Below are 16,815 nucleotides of genomic sequence, written 5' to 3'. Positions count from 1 at the left end.
TGGGCGCGAGCGTGAACGCGTGACCGGGCCACACCCTTCGGTCGCTGCGATCCGCAACGCCGTCCGCGAATCCCTCGACGGCTGCGATATCGGCACCCGCGTCTGGGTTGCCGTCTCCGGCGGACCCGACTCCCTCGCGCTCGCGGCCGCCACGGGCTACGTGGGCCGCAAGGAGGGTTACCTGACCGGCGCCATCATCGTGGACCACGGCCTCCAGGCCGGCTCCGCCGAGGTCGCCCAGCGGGCAGCCGCGGAGGTCAAGCGCGCGGGCATCCACACCGTGTTCGTGGAGCGCGTGACCGTCGGCCGTGACGGCGGCCTCGAGGCCGCGGCGCGCAACGCCCGGTACGCGGCCCTCAACGCCCGCATCGACGAGGTGGGCGGCCACAACCCTCAGGCTCCTCACCGGCCACACCATGGATGACCAGGCCGAAACCGTGCTGCTGGCGCTCGCTCGCGGCTCCGGCGCGCGAGCCCTCTCGGGCATTCCCGCCCGCCGTGGCCGCATCGTGCGGCCCTTGCTGTCGCTGCGCCGCAAAGACACTGTGGCGGCTTGTCAGGCGCTCGGGCTGGATCCCTGGCACGACCCGACCAACACGGCCGCCGACGGCCCCCGCCGGTCCGCGCTGCGCACCCAGGTGATGCCCGCGCTCGTTGAGGTGCTCGGGCCAGGCGTGGTCTCGGGACTCGCGCGCTCCGCGGCGCTTCTGCAGGCCGATGCCGACGAGCTCGACCGCCAGGCAAGGTCCGCGCTGGGAACCGCACCGTCCTCGCGTGACGAGCAGTGGCGCTGCGACATGCTCGCCGCGCTGCCCGACGCGATCCGTTCGCGGATGATCAAGATGCTCGCCGAACACCGCGGCGCCGGTTCGCTCACCGCGGCGCACGTGCACGCCGTCGACCAGGCTCATCGTCGGCTACCGCGGCCAAGGGGCGGTCTCGCTCCCCGGCGGCTACGAGGCCCGGCGTGAATATGGCAGGCTGGTCATCTCCTACCCTTCCCGCCCCACGGGCGAGCGCTCGTAGGCGCCGCCACCGCATCGGCCCCACCCCTTCCGGAGGATTCGTGGAACCCCAGTACGACATGGACGACTTCACCAAGGTCATCGTCACCGAGAACGAGATCCGACGGAAGCTCGACGAGATCGCGGCGAAGGTGCGGGACGACTACGAGGGCAAGGAACTGCTCCTGGTAGGAGTCCTCAAGGGCGCCGTCATGGTGATGGCCGACCTCGCACGCCGCCTTCCCCCGCGCGTCCAGATGGACTGGATGGCCGTGTCCTCCTACGGCAGCGGCACCAAGTCCTCGGGCGTGGTGCGCATCCTCAAGGACCTCGACGCCGATCTCACCGGCCGCCACGTCCTCATCGTCGAGGACATCATCGACTCGGGCATCACGCTGCACTGGCTGCTGGGCAACCTGCGCTCGCGCGGTGCGGCATCGGTCGAGGTCGCTGCGCTGCTGCGCAAACCCGACGCGGTCCAGGTCGACATCCCCGTGCAGTACCTGGGCTTCGACATCCCCAACGAGTTCGTGGTGGGCTACGGCCTCGACTATGCCGAGCACTATCGGACGCTTCCCTTCGTCGCGATCCTCAAGCCCGAGGTCTACGGCGACAACTGACGCCCCGGCGTCGCCGGTGGTCGCGCCTTCTGCGCCCCTCGCCACGCGCCACCCCACAATTTGAACCGGTCCGCGCCGCGACACCCCGGTGAACTGCCCGTTCGGGACTGGTCGTCCGGCGTGTCGCCAGCCGAGTCGGTTCAAAGTGAGGATGAGGGCCGGTGCACGGCCCCCGCGCGAAGGAGCCTCAGCCGCAGAGTCTGCTGGGAATAACGTCCCTTGCGGGCCCTCCCGTCTTTCCTTTCCCACCGCGTTGGTAGAGTTCGCGGGACGACCCAGCACCGAGGGGGAGATCCCACTGGCTACTACCGATGCCCACGCAGCGGTTGACATCGCCCGGGAGGCAGGTGAGGTCCTCCTCGAGGTCCGCTCCAGGCTTCACGCCCGATGTCGAAGGCAAGGCCCGCGGCAAGGCGGGCGACGCCAAGGCGCAGGAGCGCATCGCCGCGCTGCTCGCCGAGCGGTTCCCGCACGACGCCGTCCTCTCCGAGGAAGCCCGCGACTCCGCCGCACGACTGAGCGCAGACCGCGTCTGGATCATCGATCCGCTCGACGGCACCCGTGAATACTCCGAGGACCGCGCAGACTGGGCCGTCCACGTCGCGCTGTGGACCAGGGGCGCCACCCCGGCCGATGCCGCCACGGACTTCCCCGGCGAACTCACCGCCGCCGCGGTCGCCATCCCAGGCGAGGACGTGGTGCTCGACACCGCGTCAGTCGAGGTGCTTCCGGCGCTCGCCGACGACGCCCCCATCCGTCTGGCGGTGTCGCGTTCGCGCCCGCCGGCCATCACCGAGGCCGTCCGTGAAGGGCTCGGCGCCGAACTTGTCCCCATGGGTTCCGCGGGCGTCAAGATCGCCGCCGTGGTGCGCGGACAGGTCGAGGCCTACGTGCACGCAGGCGGCCAGTATCAGTGGGACTCCGCCGCCCCCGTCGCCATCGCCCGCGCCGCAGGCCTGCACACCTCGCGCATCGACGGTTCACCACTTGTTTACAATGAGGCCGACCCGTACCTGCCCGACCTGGTCGTGTGCCGTCCCGAGATCGCGGATCGCATCCTCTCTCTCATCGCTTCACACACCGCTACGTCTGGAGAAGATTCATGACCCAGCCTGCCCACGCGCTGAGCCAGGCTCGACGCGCTCGAGGCAGAGGCCATCCACATCATCCGTGAGGTGGTGGCCCAGATGGAGCGTCCTGCACTGCTGTTCTCCGGCGGTAAGGACTCCATCTGCCTCCTGCAGGCTCGCCATCAAGGCGTTCGCCCCGGCCCCGATGCCGATGCCGGTGGTGCACATCGACACCGGCCAGAACTTCCCCGAGGTCATCGAGTACCGCGACCGGATCGTCGAGCAGTACGGCCTCACCCTGGTGGTCGGCTCCGTTCAGGAAGCGATCGACCGTGGCGAGGTGCGCGAGGAGCCCAACGGGTCGCGCAACCGCATTCAGACTCCCGTCCTCCTCGACACCATCGAGAAGAACAGGTTTGACGCCTGCATGGGCGGCGCCCGTCGTGACGAGGAGAAGGCCCGCGCCAAGGAGCGCGTCTTCTCCTTCCGCGACGAGTTTGGCCAGTGGGACCCGCGCAACCAGCGTCCCGAGCCTGTGGAACCTGTACAACGGCAAGGTCCACCAGGGCGAGTCGATCCGTGTGTTCCCGCTGTCCAACTGGACCGAGCCTGGACATCTGGGACTACATCCGTTCGCGCGAGGTCGAGGTTCCCTCGATCTACTACGCGCACCAGCGCGAGGTGTTCCTGCGCGACGGCATGTGGATGGCATCGAACGAGTGGGCCGTCCCGCCGGAGGGTGTCGCGACCGAGACCCGCATGGTGCGCTACCGCACCGTGGGTGACGCGACCCTCACCGCCGCCGTCGAGTCCGACGCCGACACCATCGACAAGATCATCGAGGAGACGGCGGCCACCCGCCTGACCGAGCGCGGTGCCACCCGCGGCGACGACCGCGTGTCCGAGGCCGCCATGGAGGACCGCAAGAAGGAGGGGTACTTCTAATGGACCTTCTGCGTTTCGCAACCGCCGGCTCCGTCGACGACGGAAAGTCGACCCTCATCGGCCGTCTGCTGTATGACAGCAAGTCGATCTTCGAGGACCAGGCTCGAGTCCATCGAGCCTCGCGTCCAAGAACCGTGGCGCCGAGACCACCGACCTGGCGCTCCTGACCGACGGCCTGCGCGCCGAGCGTGAGCAGGGCATCACCATCGACGTGGCGTACCGCTACTTCGCGACGCCCAAGCGCAAGTTCATCATCGCGGACACTCCTGGACACCAGCAGTACACGCGCAACATGGTGACCGGTGCCTCGACCGCCGATCTCGCGATCATCCTCGTGGACGCCCGCAAGGGCCTCACGGAGCAGTCGCGTCGCCACGCCACCATCTCGTCGCTGCTGCGCGTTCCTCACGTAGTGCTCGCGGTCAACAAGATGGACCTCGTGGACTGGTCGGAGGAGCGTTTCGACGAGATCTACCAGGAGTTCTCGGACTTCGCCTCGAAGCTCGACATCCCCGATCTCACGGCCATCCCGGTGTCCGCGCTGCTCGGCGACAACATCGTGGACCGCTCCACCAACATGGACTGGTACCAGGGCACCTCGTTGCTGCACCACCTCGAGCACGTCCACATCGCGTCGGACCGCAACCTCCAGGATGTGCGTTTCCCCGTCCAGTACGTGGTGCGACCCCAGACCGCTGAGCACCCCGACTACCGCGGCTTCGCGGGTCAGGTGGCGTCCGGCATCCTCAAGGTGGGCGACGAGGTCATGGCGCTCCCGTCGGGCCTGTCCACGACCGTGGCGGCGATCGACGGCCCCAACGGACCGCTCGACGAGGCCTACCCGCCCATGTCTGTGACCGTGCGCCTGAAGGATGAGATCGACATCTCGCGCGGCGACATCATCTGCCGCAAGGGCAACCACCCCGAGCCGACGCAGGACATCGAGGCGACCGTCTGTTGGATGGACTCGACCCCGCTGACCGAGCGCCGCAAGGTGAGCATCCTCCACACCACTCGCATGGCTCGCGCCATGGTGAAGGAGATCGCCTACGAGCCTCAACGTCAACTCGCTTCACCGCGACCAGGACGTCCACGAGCTCGGTCTCAACAGCATCGGCCGCGTGAAGGCTGCGTGTCACCTCGCCGCTGCTCGTTGACGACTACGCGGAGAACCGCATCACGGGCTCGTTCATCCTGATCGACGAGGCGACCAACCGCACCGTCGGCGCCGGAGTGATCCGCAACTAACGATGGAAGTCGGCCTCCTCGTCCTCGCGGCGCTCGGCATCGGCGTCGTCGTCGGCCTCACAGGCATGGGCGGCGGCGCGCTGATGACGCCGACGCTCGTGTTCTTCTTCGGCATTCCGCCGGTGACGGCCGTCTCGTCCGATGTCGTGGCGTCCGCGGCCATGAAGCCGGCGGGCTCGTGGGTTCACATCAAGAACGGGACCGTGAACTGGCAGCTGGTGAGGCTGCTGGTTTACGGTTCCGTGCCCGCAGCCTTCCTTGGTGTGGTGGCGGCGCACTACCTGATTGACCCCGAGGCGCTTCAGAGCTTCGTGAAGCACGCCCTTGGCGTCGTGCTGGTCATCGCCGCCGGCGGTCTTGCCGTCCGTGCGTACCTGCGCCTGCGCGAGCATGCGATGGTGCGCGACGGACGGGCACCCGCGCTTCCCACCGAGCGCCCCCAGGTGGTGCCGCGCCCTGTGCCGACCATCATCGTCGGCGTGATCGGTGGCCTCATGGTGGGCCTCACCTCGGTCGGCTCAGGCTCGCTGATCATCATCGCGCTCATGGCGCTGTACCCCGCGCTCAAGGCCAACCAGTTGGTCGGCACTGACCTCGTGCAGGCCGTCCCGCTCGTGGTGGCCGCCGCGGTGGCGCACCTCATCTTTGGTGACGTTGACTGGTCGGTCACCCTCCCCGTCATCATCGGCTCGATCCCCGGAACGTACATTGGCGCCCACTGTCCTCCCGCATCGCGGGTGGACTGGTGCGCCGCGCGCTCGTGTTTGTTCTCACGCTGTCCGGCCTCAAGATGATGGGGCTGTCCAACACCATCGCCTTCTCGGTGCTGGCTGCGGAGATCGTCTTTGGCACGCTCGCGTGGGCGTGGATCCGTCACTCGCTCGGATTCTCGTTCTTCACCTTCCTGGACAAGCGTGCGACGCGGAATCCGGCCGTCAGCGAGACCAAGGAGTAAGTGCTCATGAACGGCGTCCGGCTCTCCCCTCGCCAGGCTCAACGAACTCGAGTTGTTGCGCTCCGGCGCCTACGGCGTGGCCGTGCGGTACTCGCTGCCTGCCGCCGGGGCGGCCGTGGCATCGGCCGCGTCCCTGGGGTCCCACGTCGCCACCCTTCGCATCGCCGATAAGGCGCCGGGCAAGACCGTGACCCTCCTCGACACCGAGGCGACCCCCATCGCCGAGGTGGAGGTCGTGGACCGGCGCACCTCGGTGGACGGCACCTGGATCGCGGGGCCCGTCACGATGCTGCGTGAGCCCGCGATTCCGCCGTTCCCTGAACTGCGCCCCTCGGCCTTCGATGATCTTGCCGAGGATGCGGTGCTGCTGATGGGCGCCCGGTCGGGCCGGTTGAGTGGCACCGTCATCGTGATGGACGAGGGCGACCCCTCGGCGCTGTCCTCGACGGTGCGTTCGCTCCAGCGCGACGGACTGGATGTGCGCGTCCTGCCCCGCCCCGCGGCCGAGCATGTGACCGGTGACGCCGAGGTGGAGTTGCTCGAACACCTGGCGGGCGTCGCGTGCGCCTCGACCGTGGTGGTGCAGCGCGGCTCTGCACACGCTCCCGGCGAGGGCGTGGTGGTCCTGTTCACCGGGCTGTCGGGCTCCGGCAAGTCCACGATCGCGCGTCAGGTCACGCGCCGCCTGCGTGCCGAGGGTTCGCAGCGCGTCACGTTGCTCGACGGCGACGAGGTGCGCGCGATGCTTTCATCGGGCCTGGGCTTCTCTCGCGAGGACCGTGAACTGAACGTGCGCCGCATCGGCTGGGTGGCGTCGCTGGTGGCGTCCCACGGCGGCATGGCCGTGTGTGCACCGATCGCGCCGTATGCGTCCATGCGTGCCGAGATGCGCGCGATGGCGGAGCGCGCCGGCCGGTTCGTCCTGGTGCACGTCGCGACTCCGCTCGAGGAGTGTGAGGCGCGCGACCGCAAGGGTCTGTACGCGAAGGCGCGCGCTGGCGAGATCAAGGAGTTCACCGGGATCTCGGACCCCTATGAGACGCCCGAGGACGCCGACGTGGTGGTGGGCGCTCACGGCGAGACCGTCGAGGAATGCGCGGCCGTGGTGGTCCGCTATCTCACGGCGTCGGCCGGCGGCGACTACACGATCTAGCCGTCCCTCTCTTCCGTTTGGCCCACGCTTGGGACAGATGTGTACGGTGTGGGCCGGTGTGACAGTCACATCGTTCACGGTCGTCGCATCTGTCCCAAGTGTGGGTCAAATGGATGTGGCCAAGCGACGCTCGCGTCGTCCCCACTCGCGTCGTCCCCAGTCGCTCTAACTGACAGCGCCGTCCCCAGGGTTGAGCACGCTCGACGACAGCGCGCGGCGACAACGTGACACTCGGGGCGTGGAGATTGAGCGGGCGTTGAGGCATCGCGGAGGCGCCGCCCACCGAGCGGATCTCATACGAATCGGGGTAGGGCCAGACGAGATGGCTGCAGCCCTCCAGTCGGGCAGCGTCATCAAGCCGTATCGTGGCGTTTTCGCGCTCAGAGGCGTGCCGCCGCAGGTGTCACTCGCCACCTACTTTCGTGCGCAGCAGAGTTGCGTCACTGCGGCACAGGCCTACGGAATCGCACTACTCGAAGCGCCAGACCTCGTTCATCTCGAGGTAGAGCAGGGTCGCGGCAGCCACTATCGCCCATCCGCTGCACGCGCCCAGACGGTCATTCATCGATCGCGGTCCCATCACGGAGGCGGGCTATTGGCAACTCCGATGCGAGCGATCGACATGGCGAGCCGCTGCGTAGAACCGAGAACGCAATTGGTCATGATCGACTCGGCGCTGCGTCGTGGCCTTGTCACGAGGTCCGATTTGCGGGGCTCGTGCTGACCCCGGGGCCCGTGGCGGCGTGGCTAGAACGTCATGCGGACGGACGCGCGGAGTCGGTGCCGGAGACCTGCGCCCGAGTGGCGCTCGTAAGCGCCGGAATGCGAGTCACACTTCAGCAGTGGTTCGAGGGAATTGGCCGTGTCGACATGGTGGTCGAGGGCCGAGTGGTGGTGGAGTGCGACGGGCGCGAGTACCACTCTGACGACAGGGCGTTTTCGCGAGATCGCTGGCGCGACCGTCGCCTTCTGGCCCTGGGCCTCCCCGTGATGCGGTTTACCTACGCCGACGCGGTGTTCCACCCGGAGTTGCTCGTTCAAGATGTGAAGCGGTTGCTCGCTACGCGATCTGTTGGGCCCACGGATGGGTGCTGAGTGTGAGGAAGTGGAGGACGAGGACGCCTCACGAGTCACACCGTGCCCATGAGTCCCATCTGGGGGCCAAATGAAACGGGGCCAAGCCCTCAGCGAAACCCTTCACAGCCACCCTGTGCACTCGCGTAGTCTCTTACCACCATGAAGAATGCCCTCAGTCTTCGCCGCATCATCCCTTTGATCATCCTGGCCGTTGTGCTCGGCTGGCTCGTGTCTGGACTGTTCTCGCCGCGCGTGCAGCAGATCGACACGTCGCAGGGCATCGCGCTCCTGAACGCCGACCTGGTGGACCAGGCCAAGATGGTCGACGGCGACCAGCGGGTGGAGCCTGGTGCTGATTGAGGACTTTGCCGACAAGGCTCCCGGACGATGCGCCCAAGGAGTGGGCGGATTACCAGGACCGTGTCGAGTTCTTCTACGTCGCGCCGCAGGGAACCCAGGTGGTCGAGGCGATCACCGACGCGAACCCCGCCGGTGGCTACGACTCCGAGGTCCCGCAGACGTCGATCTGGACGTCCATCCTGTTCACCTTCCTGCCGATCCTGCTGCTCGTGGGCCTGTTCTGGTTCCTCATGAGTTCGATGCAGGGTGGCGGTGGCCGCCTCATGCAGTTCGGCAAGTCGAAGGCGTCCCTGGTGACCCCGGACACCCCGACCGTGAAGTTCGACGATGTCGCGGGCGTGGATGAGGCCGTTGACGAGCCTTCGTGAGATTCAGGAGTTCCTCGAGAACCCCGCGAAGTTCCAGGCCGTTGGCGCCAAGATTCCCAAGGGCGTCCTGCTGTACGGCCCTCCCGGTACCGGTAAGACGCTCCTGGCTCGCGCCGTCGCGGGTGAGGCGGGCGTCCCGTTCTTCCACATCTCCGGTTCGGACTTTGTCGAGATGTTCGTCGGTGTGGGTGCGAGCCGCGTGCGTGACCTCTTCGAGCAGGCGAAGAAGAACGCCCCGGCCATCATCTTTGTCGACGAGATCGACGCTGTGGGTCGCCACCGTGGCGCCGGCATGGGCGGCGGCCACGACGAGCGCGAGCAGACCCTCAACCAGATGCTGGTCGAGATGGATGGCTTCGACTCGAACACCAACATCATCATCATCGCGGCCACCAACCGGCCCGACATCCTCGACCCCGCGCTGCTGCGCCCCGGTCGCTTCGACCGCCAGGTGGGCGTCGACGGCCCCGACCTCAAGGGCCGCCTGAAGGTGCTGGAGGTGCACTCGAAGGGCAAGCCGATGTCGCCCGAGGTTGACCTCGAGGCCATCGCGCGCCGCACGCCGGGGTTCACCGGCGCGGACCTGGCGAACGTGCTGAACGAGGCGGCGCTGCTGACCGCCCGCAAGGACGGCCACCATCGGACCTCACGAGGCGACGAGGCCATCGACCGCGTCATCGCCGGCCCGCAGAAGCGCACGCGCGTCATGAACGACCACGACAAGACCGTGACCGCGTACCACGAAGGCGGTCACGCGCTCGTGGCCGCAGCGATGAACCACACGGACCCCGTCACCAAGGTCACGATCCTTCCGCGCGGCCGCGCGCTCGGCTACACGATGGTGATGCCGCAGGAGGACCGCTACTCGAAGACCCGCAACCAGCCTGCTCGACAACCTCGCTTACGCGATGGGTGGCCGGGTGGCGGAAGAGCCTGGTCTTCGGCGACCCGTCCACCGGCGCCTCGAACGACATCAGCCAGGCGACCGACACCGCCCGCCAGATGGTCACCGAGTACGGCATGTCCACGGACATCGGCTCCGTCCGTTTGGCCGGTAGGCTCCGGCGAGGTGTTCCTCGGACGTGACATGGGTCATGGCCGCGACTACTCGGAGTCGAACGCCGCGATCGTGGACCGCGAAGTGCGCACGCTGATGGACAACGCGATGGCGGAGGCCACCAAGGTCCTGCAGAACAACCGCGACATCCTCGACCGCCTCGCCGCCGAGGCTCCTCGAGAAGGAGACGCTGAACGAGACGGAACTCGCCGAGCCTGTTCACCGACGTGAAGAAGATCGCGAAGCGCAAGCACTGGGTCAGCGGCGAGTGGGCGCCCAAGACGGCACCCCGCAAGAAGCCGGTGACCGCTCCCGCGCCCGTGCTCGAGGAGCCCAAGGACACGGCAGGCGAGGAGCCCGTGGTGACGGCCGATGCCGCCGCCCCGGAGAGCCCGGCTCAGGTTCACGCGGAGCAGGCCCCGGCTCAGACTCAGGCTCAGGCGGAGAACGCTGCGGACACCGCGACGGAGCCCCAGGCCGAGGCTCCCGAGGCCAAGGGCGACAAGTGAGCGTCGACCACGCGCGCGCCGAGGCCGCCGTCCGTGAGCCTGCTGCTCGCGATCGGCGAGGACCCGGAGCGCGACGGACTGAAGGACACGCCGGGCCGTGTCGCACGGGCCTACGAGGAGTTCTTCGCGGGCCTGCACCAGGACGCAGGCGACATCCTCAGCACCGTCTTCGAGTTGGGCCATGAGGAGATGATCCTCGTCAAGGACATCGAGCCTGTACTCGATGTGCGAGCACCACCTGGTGCCGTTCCACGGGGTCGCGCACGTTGCTTACATTCCCGGCGAGGACGGCCGTATCACGGGCCTGAGCAAGCCTGGCCCGCCTGGTCGAGATGTACGCGCGCCGTCCTCAGGTGCAGGAGCGCCTCACCACCCAGGTGGCCGATGCCCTGGTGAAGAACCTGGGCGCCCGCGGCGTCATCGTCGTGGTGGAAGCCGAGCACCTGTGCATGTCGATGCGCGGCATCCGCAAGCCCGGCTCGCGCACCGTCACGTCCGCCGTGCGCGGCATCATGCGCGACGGTGCCACGCGCGCGGAGGCGATGAGCCTCATCCTCGGGAAGTAGCCTCATGACCCTCGTCATGGGGATTCTCAACGTCACCCCTGACAGTTTCAGCGACGGGGGTCGCTGGAATACGGCCGATGCCGCCATCGCCCAGGGCGTTCGGCTCGCCGCCGATGGCGCGGGCATCGTCGACGTGGGCGGCGAATCGACGCGCCCGGGAGCGGAACGGGTGAGCGCCGAGGAGGAACTCGCCAGGGTCGTCCCCGTGATCGAGGCCCTCACGGCGCGCGGCATCACGACGAGCATCGACACGATGCGTGCGGCCACCGCCCGCGCGGCGGTCGAGGCGGGAGCGAGCCTACGTCAATGACGTCAGCGGCGGCCTCGCCGATCCCGAGATGGCCGTGACGGTCGCGGCGCTCGACGTCGACTACATCGCGATGCACTGGCGAGCGCACTCGACGAGGATGGACGCGCTCGACGTGTACGACGACGTTGTCGCAGACGTCCACAACGCACTCGTGCGCCGAGTGCACGCCCTCCAGGACGCGGGCATCGCCAACGAGCGCATCATCGTCGATCCGGGCCTCGGCTTCGCGAAGGTGGGCCAGAGCAACTGGGCATTGCTCGCGCATCTCGACGTGTTACGAGGAATCGGACACCGCATCCTCATCGGGGCGAGCCGCAAGCGGTTCGTGGGTGCCGCCATCGAGCGTGAGGGGCGTGACGCATCGGCCGCCTCCCGTGACCACGCCACCACGGCCATCACCGCGCTCGTCGCCGAGCGTGGCGTGTGGGCCGTGAGAGTTCACGATGCGGGTGCCGCGCGGGACGCCATCGCCGTGGTGTCCGCTTGGCAGAACGCCGATCACACGCAAGAGTGAGGACATGACTGTGCACATGCGCCCGTACGTCAAGGACGGCATCGAGCCTGGACCAGATCTGCGTCGAGGGGATTCGCCTCGAGGGATTCCACGGTGTCTACCAGGCGGAACGTGAGACCGGTCGGCTCTTCTTCGCTGACGTGGTGGTCCACGTGAACACCCGCACCGCCGGCGCCAACGATGACCTCACCCGGTCGGTCAACTACTCGGCGGTGGCCGATGCGGTAGCGGACGTGCTGGGTGGGGCGCCCATCAACCTCATCGAGGCGGTGGCGGAGCGCATCGCGCGCGCCGTCTTGTCGCTGGAGAACGTCGAGTGCGTGGACGTGACCGTCCACAAGCCGCAGGCGCCGCTCCACGTCGAGTTCAAGGACGTGACGGTCACGATTCGCCGCGACCAGCGCGAGGGGTCGCTGTGGGCGGACAAGCGCATCGGCTCCTCCGCGGGCGAGTCGGACGACCCGCTGGATCCCGGTGCAGGTCCGGTGCGCGATGACCTCGACGCGCGTCCCGGCCAGCCGCGCGGCGCGGTGATCGCGATGGGTGGCAACCTCGGCGAGGTCGAGCAAACCTTCCAGGCAGCGCTCAACGACCTACATCGTGTTCCCGGCATCCGTGTGGTCGCGGTGTCGCCGCTGGTGCGCTCGGTGCCCGAGGGCGGGCTCGAGCAGCCCGACTACCTCAATGGCGTCGCGCGCGTCGAGACGTCGCTGGCGCCACGCGAACTGCTGGCCGCGATGATGGGGATCGAGTTGGCGCACGGCAGGGAGCGGTCGGTGCGCAACGCGGCGCGGACCCTCGACCTCGACCTCATTCAGTACGACGGGGTCGTGGCGCAGTCGGAGGACCTGACGCTTCCGCACCCCCGCGCCTATCTGCGCCGCTTTGTGCTGGAGCCGTGGGCCGCGCTGGAGCCCGGCGCCCGGCTGGAGCCGCACGGAGCGGTCGCAGACCTGGTCCGCCAGGCAGGCTTCGATGCGGCGACGCGCGTGGGCGACGGCTGGGATGAGTCGGCCCCCGCGTCCGCACAGTAAGGGGCGTCGTGTCGCCTCTGTCGTGGCAGCGCCTCACCATCGTCGCCCTCGTGGTCCTTGTTCTGGCGTGGTTGTTCTCCGCGTCGCTGGGGTCATCGGGCACCACCCCGCCGCATGTGCCGTGGACGGCCGTGGTGTTCAACTTGGTGGCCGCCGCGTGCGCGCTGTGGTTCGGGTGGCAGGTGCGTCGGTTCCTCATCGGCAAGAAGCCCGACCTCTCGGCGCTGCGGGCGGCCCGCACGGTGGTGTTCGGACAGGCGTGCGCGTACGCGGGTGCGGTCCTCACCGGGGCGTACGGGGGCTACGCGCTCGGTCTGCTTGACGATTGGTCGCACGGCCCGCGGCGTGAGGTCATCATCTCGGCGCTGATCGCTGCCGGTGCGGCACTGTTGCTCGTCATCGCCGGGCTAGTTGCCGAGCACTGGTGCAAGCATTCCGACGAGGACGACGACCGCGGGGAAGCCACCCCCGCCTAAGCCCCGGCCCTCCGCCCCTGCCTCGCTCCCCCCGCACTTTGAACCAGAAAGCGGACCGACGCGCCGTGCCAGCGACCGCATCGGCCCTCCGTACCGGCGTGTCGCACCGCGAACCGGTTCAAACTGTTCGAGGTTCCGCCTGGCACACTGGACGACATGACCTGGTATGACCCTGAGGGCGCCGACTGGACCTACGTTTCTCGCAAGGCTCATCCCCGCGCGACTCATCACGTGGTGGATCACGCTGGCGCTGCCGCTGGCGGGCCTGGTGGTCATCGCGGCCCTCACCAGCCCGTGGGTGTTCACCGGGGTGGCCGTGCTGCTCGCCGTCGGCCTGTGGATCTCGTGGATCATCTACCGGCAGGTGACCGCCCACGCGTGGATTGAGCGCGAGGAGGACCTCATCGTGAAGCGCGGGCGGATGTGGCGGTCGGTGACGGTGGTGCCCTACGGCCGCATGCAGTACGTGGAGGTCGAGGCGGGCCCCTTGAGCCGTGCGTTCGGCATCGCCAAGGTTCAGGCTCCACACCGCCTCGCCGGGCACCGATGCGTCCATCAGCGGAGTCCCGGAGGCGGAGGCGGCGCGCCTGCGCGACCGCCTGTCCAGCCGCGGCGAGGCGCAGGCGGCGGGTCTGTGATGTCGGAGCCCACGGTCTATCGCGCCCCGCGCGAATGGACTCGCCTGCACCCGGTCTCCCCGCTCATCGGGGGCTGGGCGGTGTTCGGTGTAGTCGCGTCCATTGCCCTGTACAACTACGCGCCATCGTGGACGGGCCCGGATCCTGCCGTGCAGGAGGCGGCGCACTGGCTGTGGCATTCGGTGGTGTGGCTCGTCGTGGGTGCCGTGGTGCTGATCGCGCTCGCGATGGGTTTTGGTTTCCTGCAGTGGCGCGTCAGCGAGTATCGGCTGTCCGATGTCGCCGTGGAGCATCGCAAGGGAATCGTCTTCAAGCAGCACAAGCAGGCGCGGCTGGACCGCGTGCAGGCGATCGACGTGGTGCAGCCGCTCTTGGCGCGGATCTTTGGGTTCGCGTCGCTCAAGATTGAGGTCGCGGGAGGCGAGAACTCGGGCATCGCCCTGGAGTATCTGCGCCTCGGTGACGCCGAGGCGATGCGCAACGAGTTGCTGGCCCTCGCCGCCGGGGTGAAGCGTGCCAAGGCGGAGGGGCGAGACGCGACGGTTGATGCCGTCCTCACGGCCGATGCCGTGGCGGGGCCTCAGGACGCCGATGCCCAGGCATCGGCCAGCGTGGGAGCCGACGGTGAACCTGGGGAGGCCTATGCCGCCGCAGGTTCCCTGCGTGACCTGACCCATGGCGTGCCTCGCGGTGTCACGGAGACGGCCGCCGCGCCCGAGCGCGAGGTGTTCGCACTCCAGGCTCGGGCGGCTGCTGCAGTCGATCGTGCTGTCGTGGCCCTTCCTGTGGATCTGTTCGCTGCCGGTATGGATCGGCCTCGCGGTGTGGATCTTCCCCGTCGACATCAACCAGATCGTGGCGGTGGCAGGGGCGTCGCTGTTCACCGTGGTGCCCGTGATCTTCGGTCTGCTGGGCTACTTCTGGTCGCGCATCACCACGGGCTACGGCTTCCGCGCGGCGATCTCCCAGGACGGCATCCGGCTGCGCCACGGCCTGCTGGAGACGCGCCGCCAGACGGTCCCTCCCGGCCGAGTGCAGGCGGTGCAGTTGCAGCAGTCGCTCCTGTGGCGCCGCAAGGATTGGTGGCGCGTGACCATCAATGTGGCCGGTTACCAGGAGGATCAGGAGGCCGTCTCGACGCTCCTGCCGGTCGGGACGCGCCAGGAGGCGCTGACCGCACTGTGGCTGGTGTTGCCCGACCTCGGTGATCCCGATCCCGCGGGCACCGTGTCGCTTGCGCTCTCGGGCATCGGCGATGAGGGCGGCTTTACGGCGGCGTCGACACGTGCGCGATTGTTTGACCCGCTGCAGTGGCGTTACCGGGGGTCAAGGCGACCGAGCGGGCCCTGCTGATTCGTCGGGGCTGGCTGGTGCGCGATGTGTTTGTGGTGCCCCATGAGCGCACCCAGTCGCTCGGCCTGGAGCAGGGTCCGCTGCAGCGTGCACGCGGCGTCGCCACCTTCACGGTGCATTCGACGAATGGGCCGGTACGTCCGGTGGCGCAGCATCTGGATGTGGCCGATGCCGTGGAGCCTGATGGAGGCACAGGCGCTGCGGGCAGCGGAGGGTCGCCGACGTCAGACGCCTGAGCAGTGGATGTCCGCGGTCGGGATTGCGGAGAGCGCATGAGCCGCCCCGGCCGCCTCGCGGTGGGCATCGTGGGCGCCGGACGGGTGGGGGCCGTCCTTGGTGCGGCACTGCGGCAGGCGGAGCACGACGTGGTCGCGGCGAGTGGGGTGTCGGAGGAGTCCCTTGCCCGTATCGACGCGCTGCTGCCGGGGGTGCCGGTCATGGATCCGGAGGCGGTGGTGCGCGCCGCGGATCTGGTGTTGTTGACGGTTCCCGATGACTCGATCGCCGCCGTCAGCGCGGGCCTGGCGTCGCTGGGGGCGTGGCGCGGCGGGCAGATTGTGGTGCACACGTCCGGTCGGCTCGGCACCGAGGCGCTCGCCGATGCGCAGGGGGCCGGCGCGATGGCGCTCGCGATCCATCCCGCGATGACCTTTACGGGCACGTCGCTGGACCTCACGAGGATGACGGGGGCGGCGTTCGCTGTCTCGGGACCGGCGCCGCTGCTGCCCATCGCCCAGGCGCTCGCCGTGGAGATGGGAGGCGAGCCGCTCGTGCTCGATGACCGGGACCGGCCTGCGTATCACGCGGCCCTGGTGCACGGCGCGAATCACGTGGTCACGGCGGTGAGCCAAGCGGGCGGCATCCTGGCGCGACTGGGTATCGAGGAGCCCGGTCGCGTGCTCGGCCCGCTAGTGCACGCGTCTGTCGACGGCGCGCTGGGGGAGGCGCCGGGCGCGGTGACGACGCTGACGGGTCCGGTGGTGCGCGGTGACGCCGGGACGGTGGCGGCGCATGTCGCGGCCCTGCGTGGCCAGGACGAGGCGTTGTTTGCGTATCGCGCGATGGCACGCGCGACGGCGGACCTGGCGCTGTCCGGCGGTCGCATCGGCCCCGCGCAGTACGCCGACATCATCGCCGCGCTCGGGGCCGAGGGCTGAGTGGTGTGAGCGGGGCCGGCGGTCGCGCGACAATGGACTCATGATCCTCACCAGGACCGCAGCCGACCTCGCCGCTCTTCCCCGAGGGGAGCGCCGTGTGGTCGTGATGACCATGGGGGCGCTGCATGAGGGGCACCTGTCGCTCATCCGGCGCGCGAAGGACCTGGGAGACCAGGTCATCGTGACGGTCTTCGTCAACCCCTTGCAGTTCGATGAGTTGACTGACTATGAACGCTATCCCCGCACGCTCGAGGCCGATCTGGCTCTGCTCGAGCCGCTGGGGGTCGATGCCGTCTTCGCGCCGTCGGAGGCGGAGATGTATCCCTCCGGAGCGCCGGCGGTGTCCGTCAGCGCCGGTGTTATCGGCCGTGTGCTCGAGGGAGCGGCACGTCCCGGTCACT

General features: G+C 68.7%; 18 protein-coding genes and 5 pseudogenes. All 23 read left to right on the top strand.

The window, feature by feature from the left end:
- The first annotated feature begins 19 nt into the window (after positions 1–19).
- Complete coding sequence (locus QQK48_RS06005; RefSeq protein ID WP_284327806.1) at positions 20–424, top strand: PP-loop family protein; 405 nt, start codon at positions 20–22, stop codon at positions 422–424.
- Positions 417–971 (top strand): PP-loop family protein, encoded by a 555-nt coding sequence (locus QQK48_RS06000; protein WP_284327805.1) that lies wholly within the window; start codon positions 417–419, stop codon positions 969–971. The genes QQK48_RS06005 and QQK48_RS06000 overlap by 8 nt, the downstream gene beginning before the upstream one ends.
- A 113-nt stretch (positions 972–1,084) precedes the next feature.
- On the top strand, positions 1,085–1,624 hold the full coding sequence (gene hpt / locus QQK48_RS05995; protein ID WP_284329321.1) for a hypoxanthine phosphoribosyltransferase: 540 nt from the start codon (positions 1,085–1,087) through the stop codon (positions 1,622–1,624).
- A gap of 347 nt (positions 1,625–1,971) precedes the next feature.
- Complete coding sequence (locus QQK48_RS05990) at positions 1,972–2,730, top strand: inositol monophosphatase family protein (protein WP_284327804.1); 759 nt, start codon at positions 1,972–1,974, stop codon at positions 2,728–2,730.
- Between the two features lie 51 nt (positions 2,731–2,781).
- Positions 2,782–3,639, top strand: a pseudogene (cysD, locus tag QQK48_RS05985) (sulfate adenylyltransferase subunit CysD).
- Positions 3,639–3,806 carry a GTP-binding protein gene (locus QQK48_RS05980; RefSeq protein ID WP_284327803.1) on the top strand — a complete coding sequence of 56 codons (168 nt, stop codon included), beginning with the start codon at positions 3,639–3,641 and terminating at the stop codon, positions 3,804–3,806. The pseudogene cysD and the gene QQK48_RS05980 overlap by 1 nt, the downstream one beginning before the upstream one ends.
- The gene (locus QQK48_RS05975) at positions 3,794–4,837 is read left to right on the top strand and encodes a sulfate adenylyltransferase subunit 1 (RefSeq protein ID WP_348523764.1); all 1,044 of its coding nucleotides are present in this window, start codon (positions 3,794–3,796) and stop codon (positions 4,835–4,837) included. Before QQK48_RS05980 ends, QQK48_RS05975 begins: the two co-directional genes overlap by 13 nt.
- Complete coding sequence (locus QQK48_RS21345) at positions 4,816–4,887, top strand: hypothetical protein (RefSeq protein WP_431308401.1); 72 nt, start codon at positions 4,816–4,818, stop codon at positions 4,885–4,887. The genes QQK48_RS05975 and QQK48_RS21345 overlap by 22 nt, the downstream gene beginning before the upstream one ends.
- A 2-nt stretch (positions 4,888–4,889) precedes the next feature.
- Entirely contained in the window at positions 4,890–5,681 is a 792-nt protein-coding gene (locus QQK48_RS05970) for a sulfite exporter TauE/SafE family protein (protein ID WP_284327802.1), read from the top strand.
- The gene (locus QQK48_RS05965; protein WP_284327801.1) at positions 5,648–5,842 is read left to right on the top strand and encodes a hypothetical protein; all 195 of its coding nucleotides are present in this window, start codon (positions 5,648–5,650) and stop codon (positions 5,840–5,842) included. The genes QQK48_RS05970 and QQK48_RS05965 overlap by 34 nt, the downstream gene beginning before the upstream one ends.
- Positions 5,843–5,894: 52 nt before the next feature.
- On the top strand, positions 5,895–6,995 hold the full coding sequence (cysC, locus tag QQK48_RS05960; RefSeq protein ID WP_284327800.1) for an adenylyl-sulfate kinase: 1,101 nt from the start codon (positions 5,895–5,897) through the stop codon (positions 6,993–6,995).
- 717 nt (positions 6,996–7,712) lie between these two features.
- Positions 7,713–8,090, top strand: coding sequence for a DUF559 domain-containing protein (locus QQK48_RS05955; RefSeq protein WP_348523493.1), 378 nt, complete (start codon positions 7,713–7,715; stop codon positions 8,088–8,090).
- A gap of 141 nt (positions 8,091–8,231) precedes the next feature.
- A pseudogene (gene ftsH, locus QQK48_RS05945) lies at positions 8,232–10,366 on the top strand (ATP-dependent zinc metalloprotease FtsH).
- Positions 10,363–10,932 (top strand): annotated as a pseudogene (folE, locus tag QQK48_RS05940) (GTP cyclohydrolase I FolE). Before ftsH ends, folE begins: the two co-directional pseudogenes overlap by 4 nt.
- Positions 10,933–10,936: 4 nt before the next feature.
- Positions 10,937–11,242, top strand: a complete 306-nt coding sequence (locus QQK48_RS05935) for a dihydropteroate synthase (protein ID WP_284327798.1) — start codon at positions 10,937–10,939, stop codon at positions 11,240–11,242.
- A 34-nt stretch (positions 11,243–11,276) separates the two neighbouring features.
- The gene (locus QQK48_RS05930) at positions 11,277–11,756 is read left to right on the top strand and encodes a dihydropteroate synthase (protein WP_284327797.1); all 480 of its coding nucleotides are present in this window, start codon (positions 11,277–11,279) and stop codon (positions 11,754–11,756) included.
- Between the two features lie 71 nt (positions 11,757–11,827).
- Positions 11,828–12,790: a 2-amino-4-hydroxy-6-hydroxymethyldihydropteridine diphosphokinase gene (gene folK, locus QQK48_RS05925; RefSeq protein WP_284329318.1), complete on the top strand. Its 963-nt coding sequence runs from the start codon at positions 11,828–11,830 to the stop codon at positions 12,788–12,790.
- Between the two features lie 8 nt (positions 12,791–12,798).
- Positions 12,799–13,266 carry a DUF3180 domain-containing protein gene (locus QQK48_RS05920; protein ID WP_284327796.1) on the top strand — a complete coding sequence of 156 codons (468 nt, stop codon included), beginning with the start codon at positions 12,799–12,801 and terminating at the stop codon, positions 13,264–13,266.
- Between the two features lie 166 nt (positions 13,267–13,432).
- Positions 13,433–14,386: pseudogene (locus QQK48_RS19365) on the top strand (PH domain-containing protein); the annotation flags it as partial.
- A 193-nt stretch (positions 14,387–14,579) separates the two neighbouring features.
- The gene (locus QQK48_RS05905; RefSeq protein ID WP_284329317.1) at positions 14,580–15,257 is read left to right on the top strand and encodes a PH domain-containing protein; all 678 of its coding nucleotides are present in this window, start codon (positions 14,580–14,582) and stop codon (positions 15,255–15,257) included.
- Positions 15,215–15,493: a PH domain-containing protein gene (locus QQK48_RS05900; protein ID WP_284327795.1), complete on the top strand. Its 279-nt coding sequence runs from the start codon at positions 15,215–15,217 to the stop codon at positions 15,491–15,493. The genes QQK48_RS05905 and QQK48_RS05900 overlap by 43 nt, the downstream gene beginning before the upstream one ends.
- A 36-nt stretch (positions 15,494–15,529) precedes the next feature.
- Positions 15,530–16,414, top strand: coding sequence for a Rossmann-like and DUF2520 domain-containing protein (locus tag QQK48_RS05895; RefSeq protein ID WP_284327794.1), 885 nt, complete (start codon positions 15,530–15,532; stop codon positions 16,412–16,414).
- A 40-nt stretch (positions 16,415–16,454) separates the two neighbouring features.
- Positions 16,455–16,784: pseudogene (locus tag QQK48_RS05890) on the top strand (pantoate--beta-alanine ligase); the annotation flags it as partial.
- Between the last annotated feature and the right edge of the window lie 31 nt (positions 16,785–16,815).

It is taken from the genome of Demequina litorisediminis (genome assembly GCF_030161615.1).
Taxonomy (GTDB): domain Bacteria; phylum Actinomycetota; class Actinomycetes; order Actinomycetales; family Demequinaceae; genus Demequina; species Demequina litorisediminis.
The sequence above is the reverse complement of the archived record's forward strand: the minus strand, read 5'-3'. Positions and strand labels throughout refer to the sequence as shown.

What these genes read in the sequence shown, in the direction of transcription:
- QQK48_RS05935 (WP_284327798.1), top strand. Translation starts at nt 10,937, where the DNA reads ATGACCCTCGTCATGGGGATTCTCAACGTCACCCCTGACAGTTTCAGC.
- QQK48_RS06000 (WP_284327805.1), top strand. Translation starts at nt 417, where the DNA reads ATGGATGACCAGGCCGAAACCGTGCTGCTGGCGCTCGCTCGCGGCTCC.
- hpt (WP_284329321.1), top strand. Translation starts at nt 1,085, where the DNA reads ATGGACGACTTCACCAAGGTCATCGTCACCGAGAACGAGATCCGACGG.
- QQK48_RS05895 (WP_284327794.1), top strand. Translation starts at nt 15,530, where the DNA reads ATGAGCCGCCCCGGCCGCCTCGCGGTGGGCATCGTGGGCGCCGGACGG.
- QQK48_RS05970 (WP_284327802.1), top strand. Translation starts at nt 4,890, where the DNA reads ATGGAAGTCGGCCTCCTCGTCCTCGCGGCGCTCGGCATCGGCGTCGTC.
- QQK48_RS05905 (WP_284329317.1), top strand. Translation starts at nt 14,580, where the DNA reads ATGGCGTGCCTCGCGGTGTCACGGAGACGGCCGCCGCGCCCGAGCGCG.
- QQK48_RS05980 (WP_284327803.1), top strand. Translation starts at nt 3,639, where the DNA reads ATGGACCTTCTGCGTTTCGCAACCGCCGGCTCCGTCGACGACGGAAAG.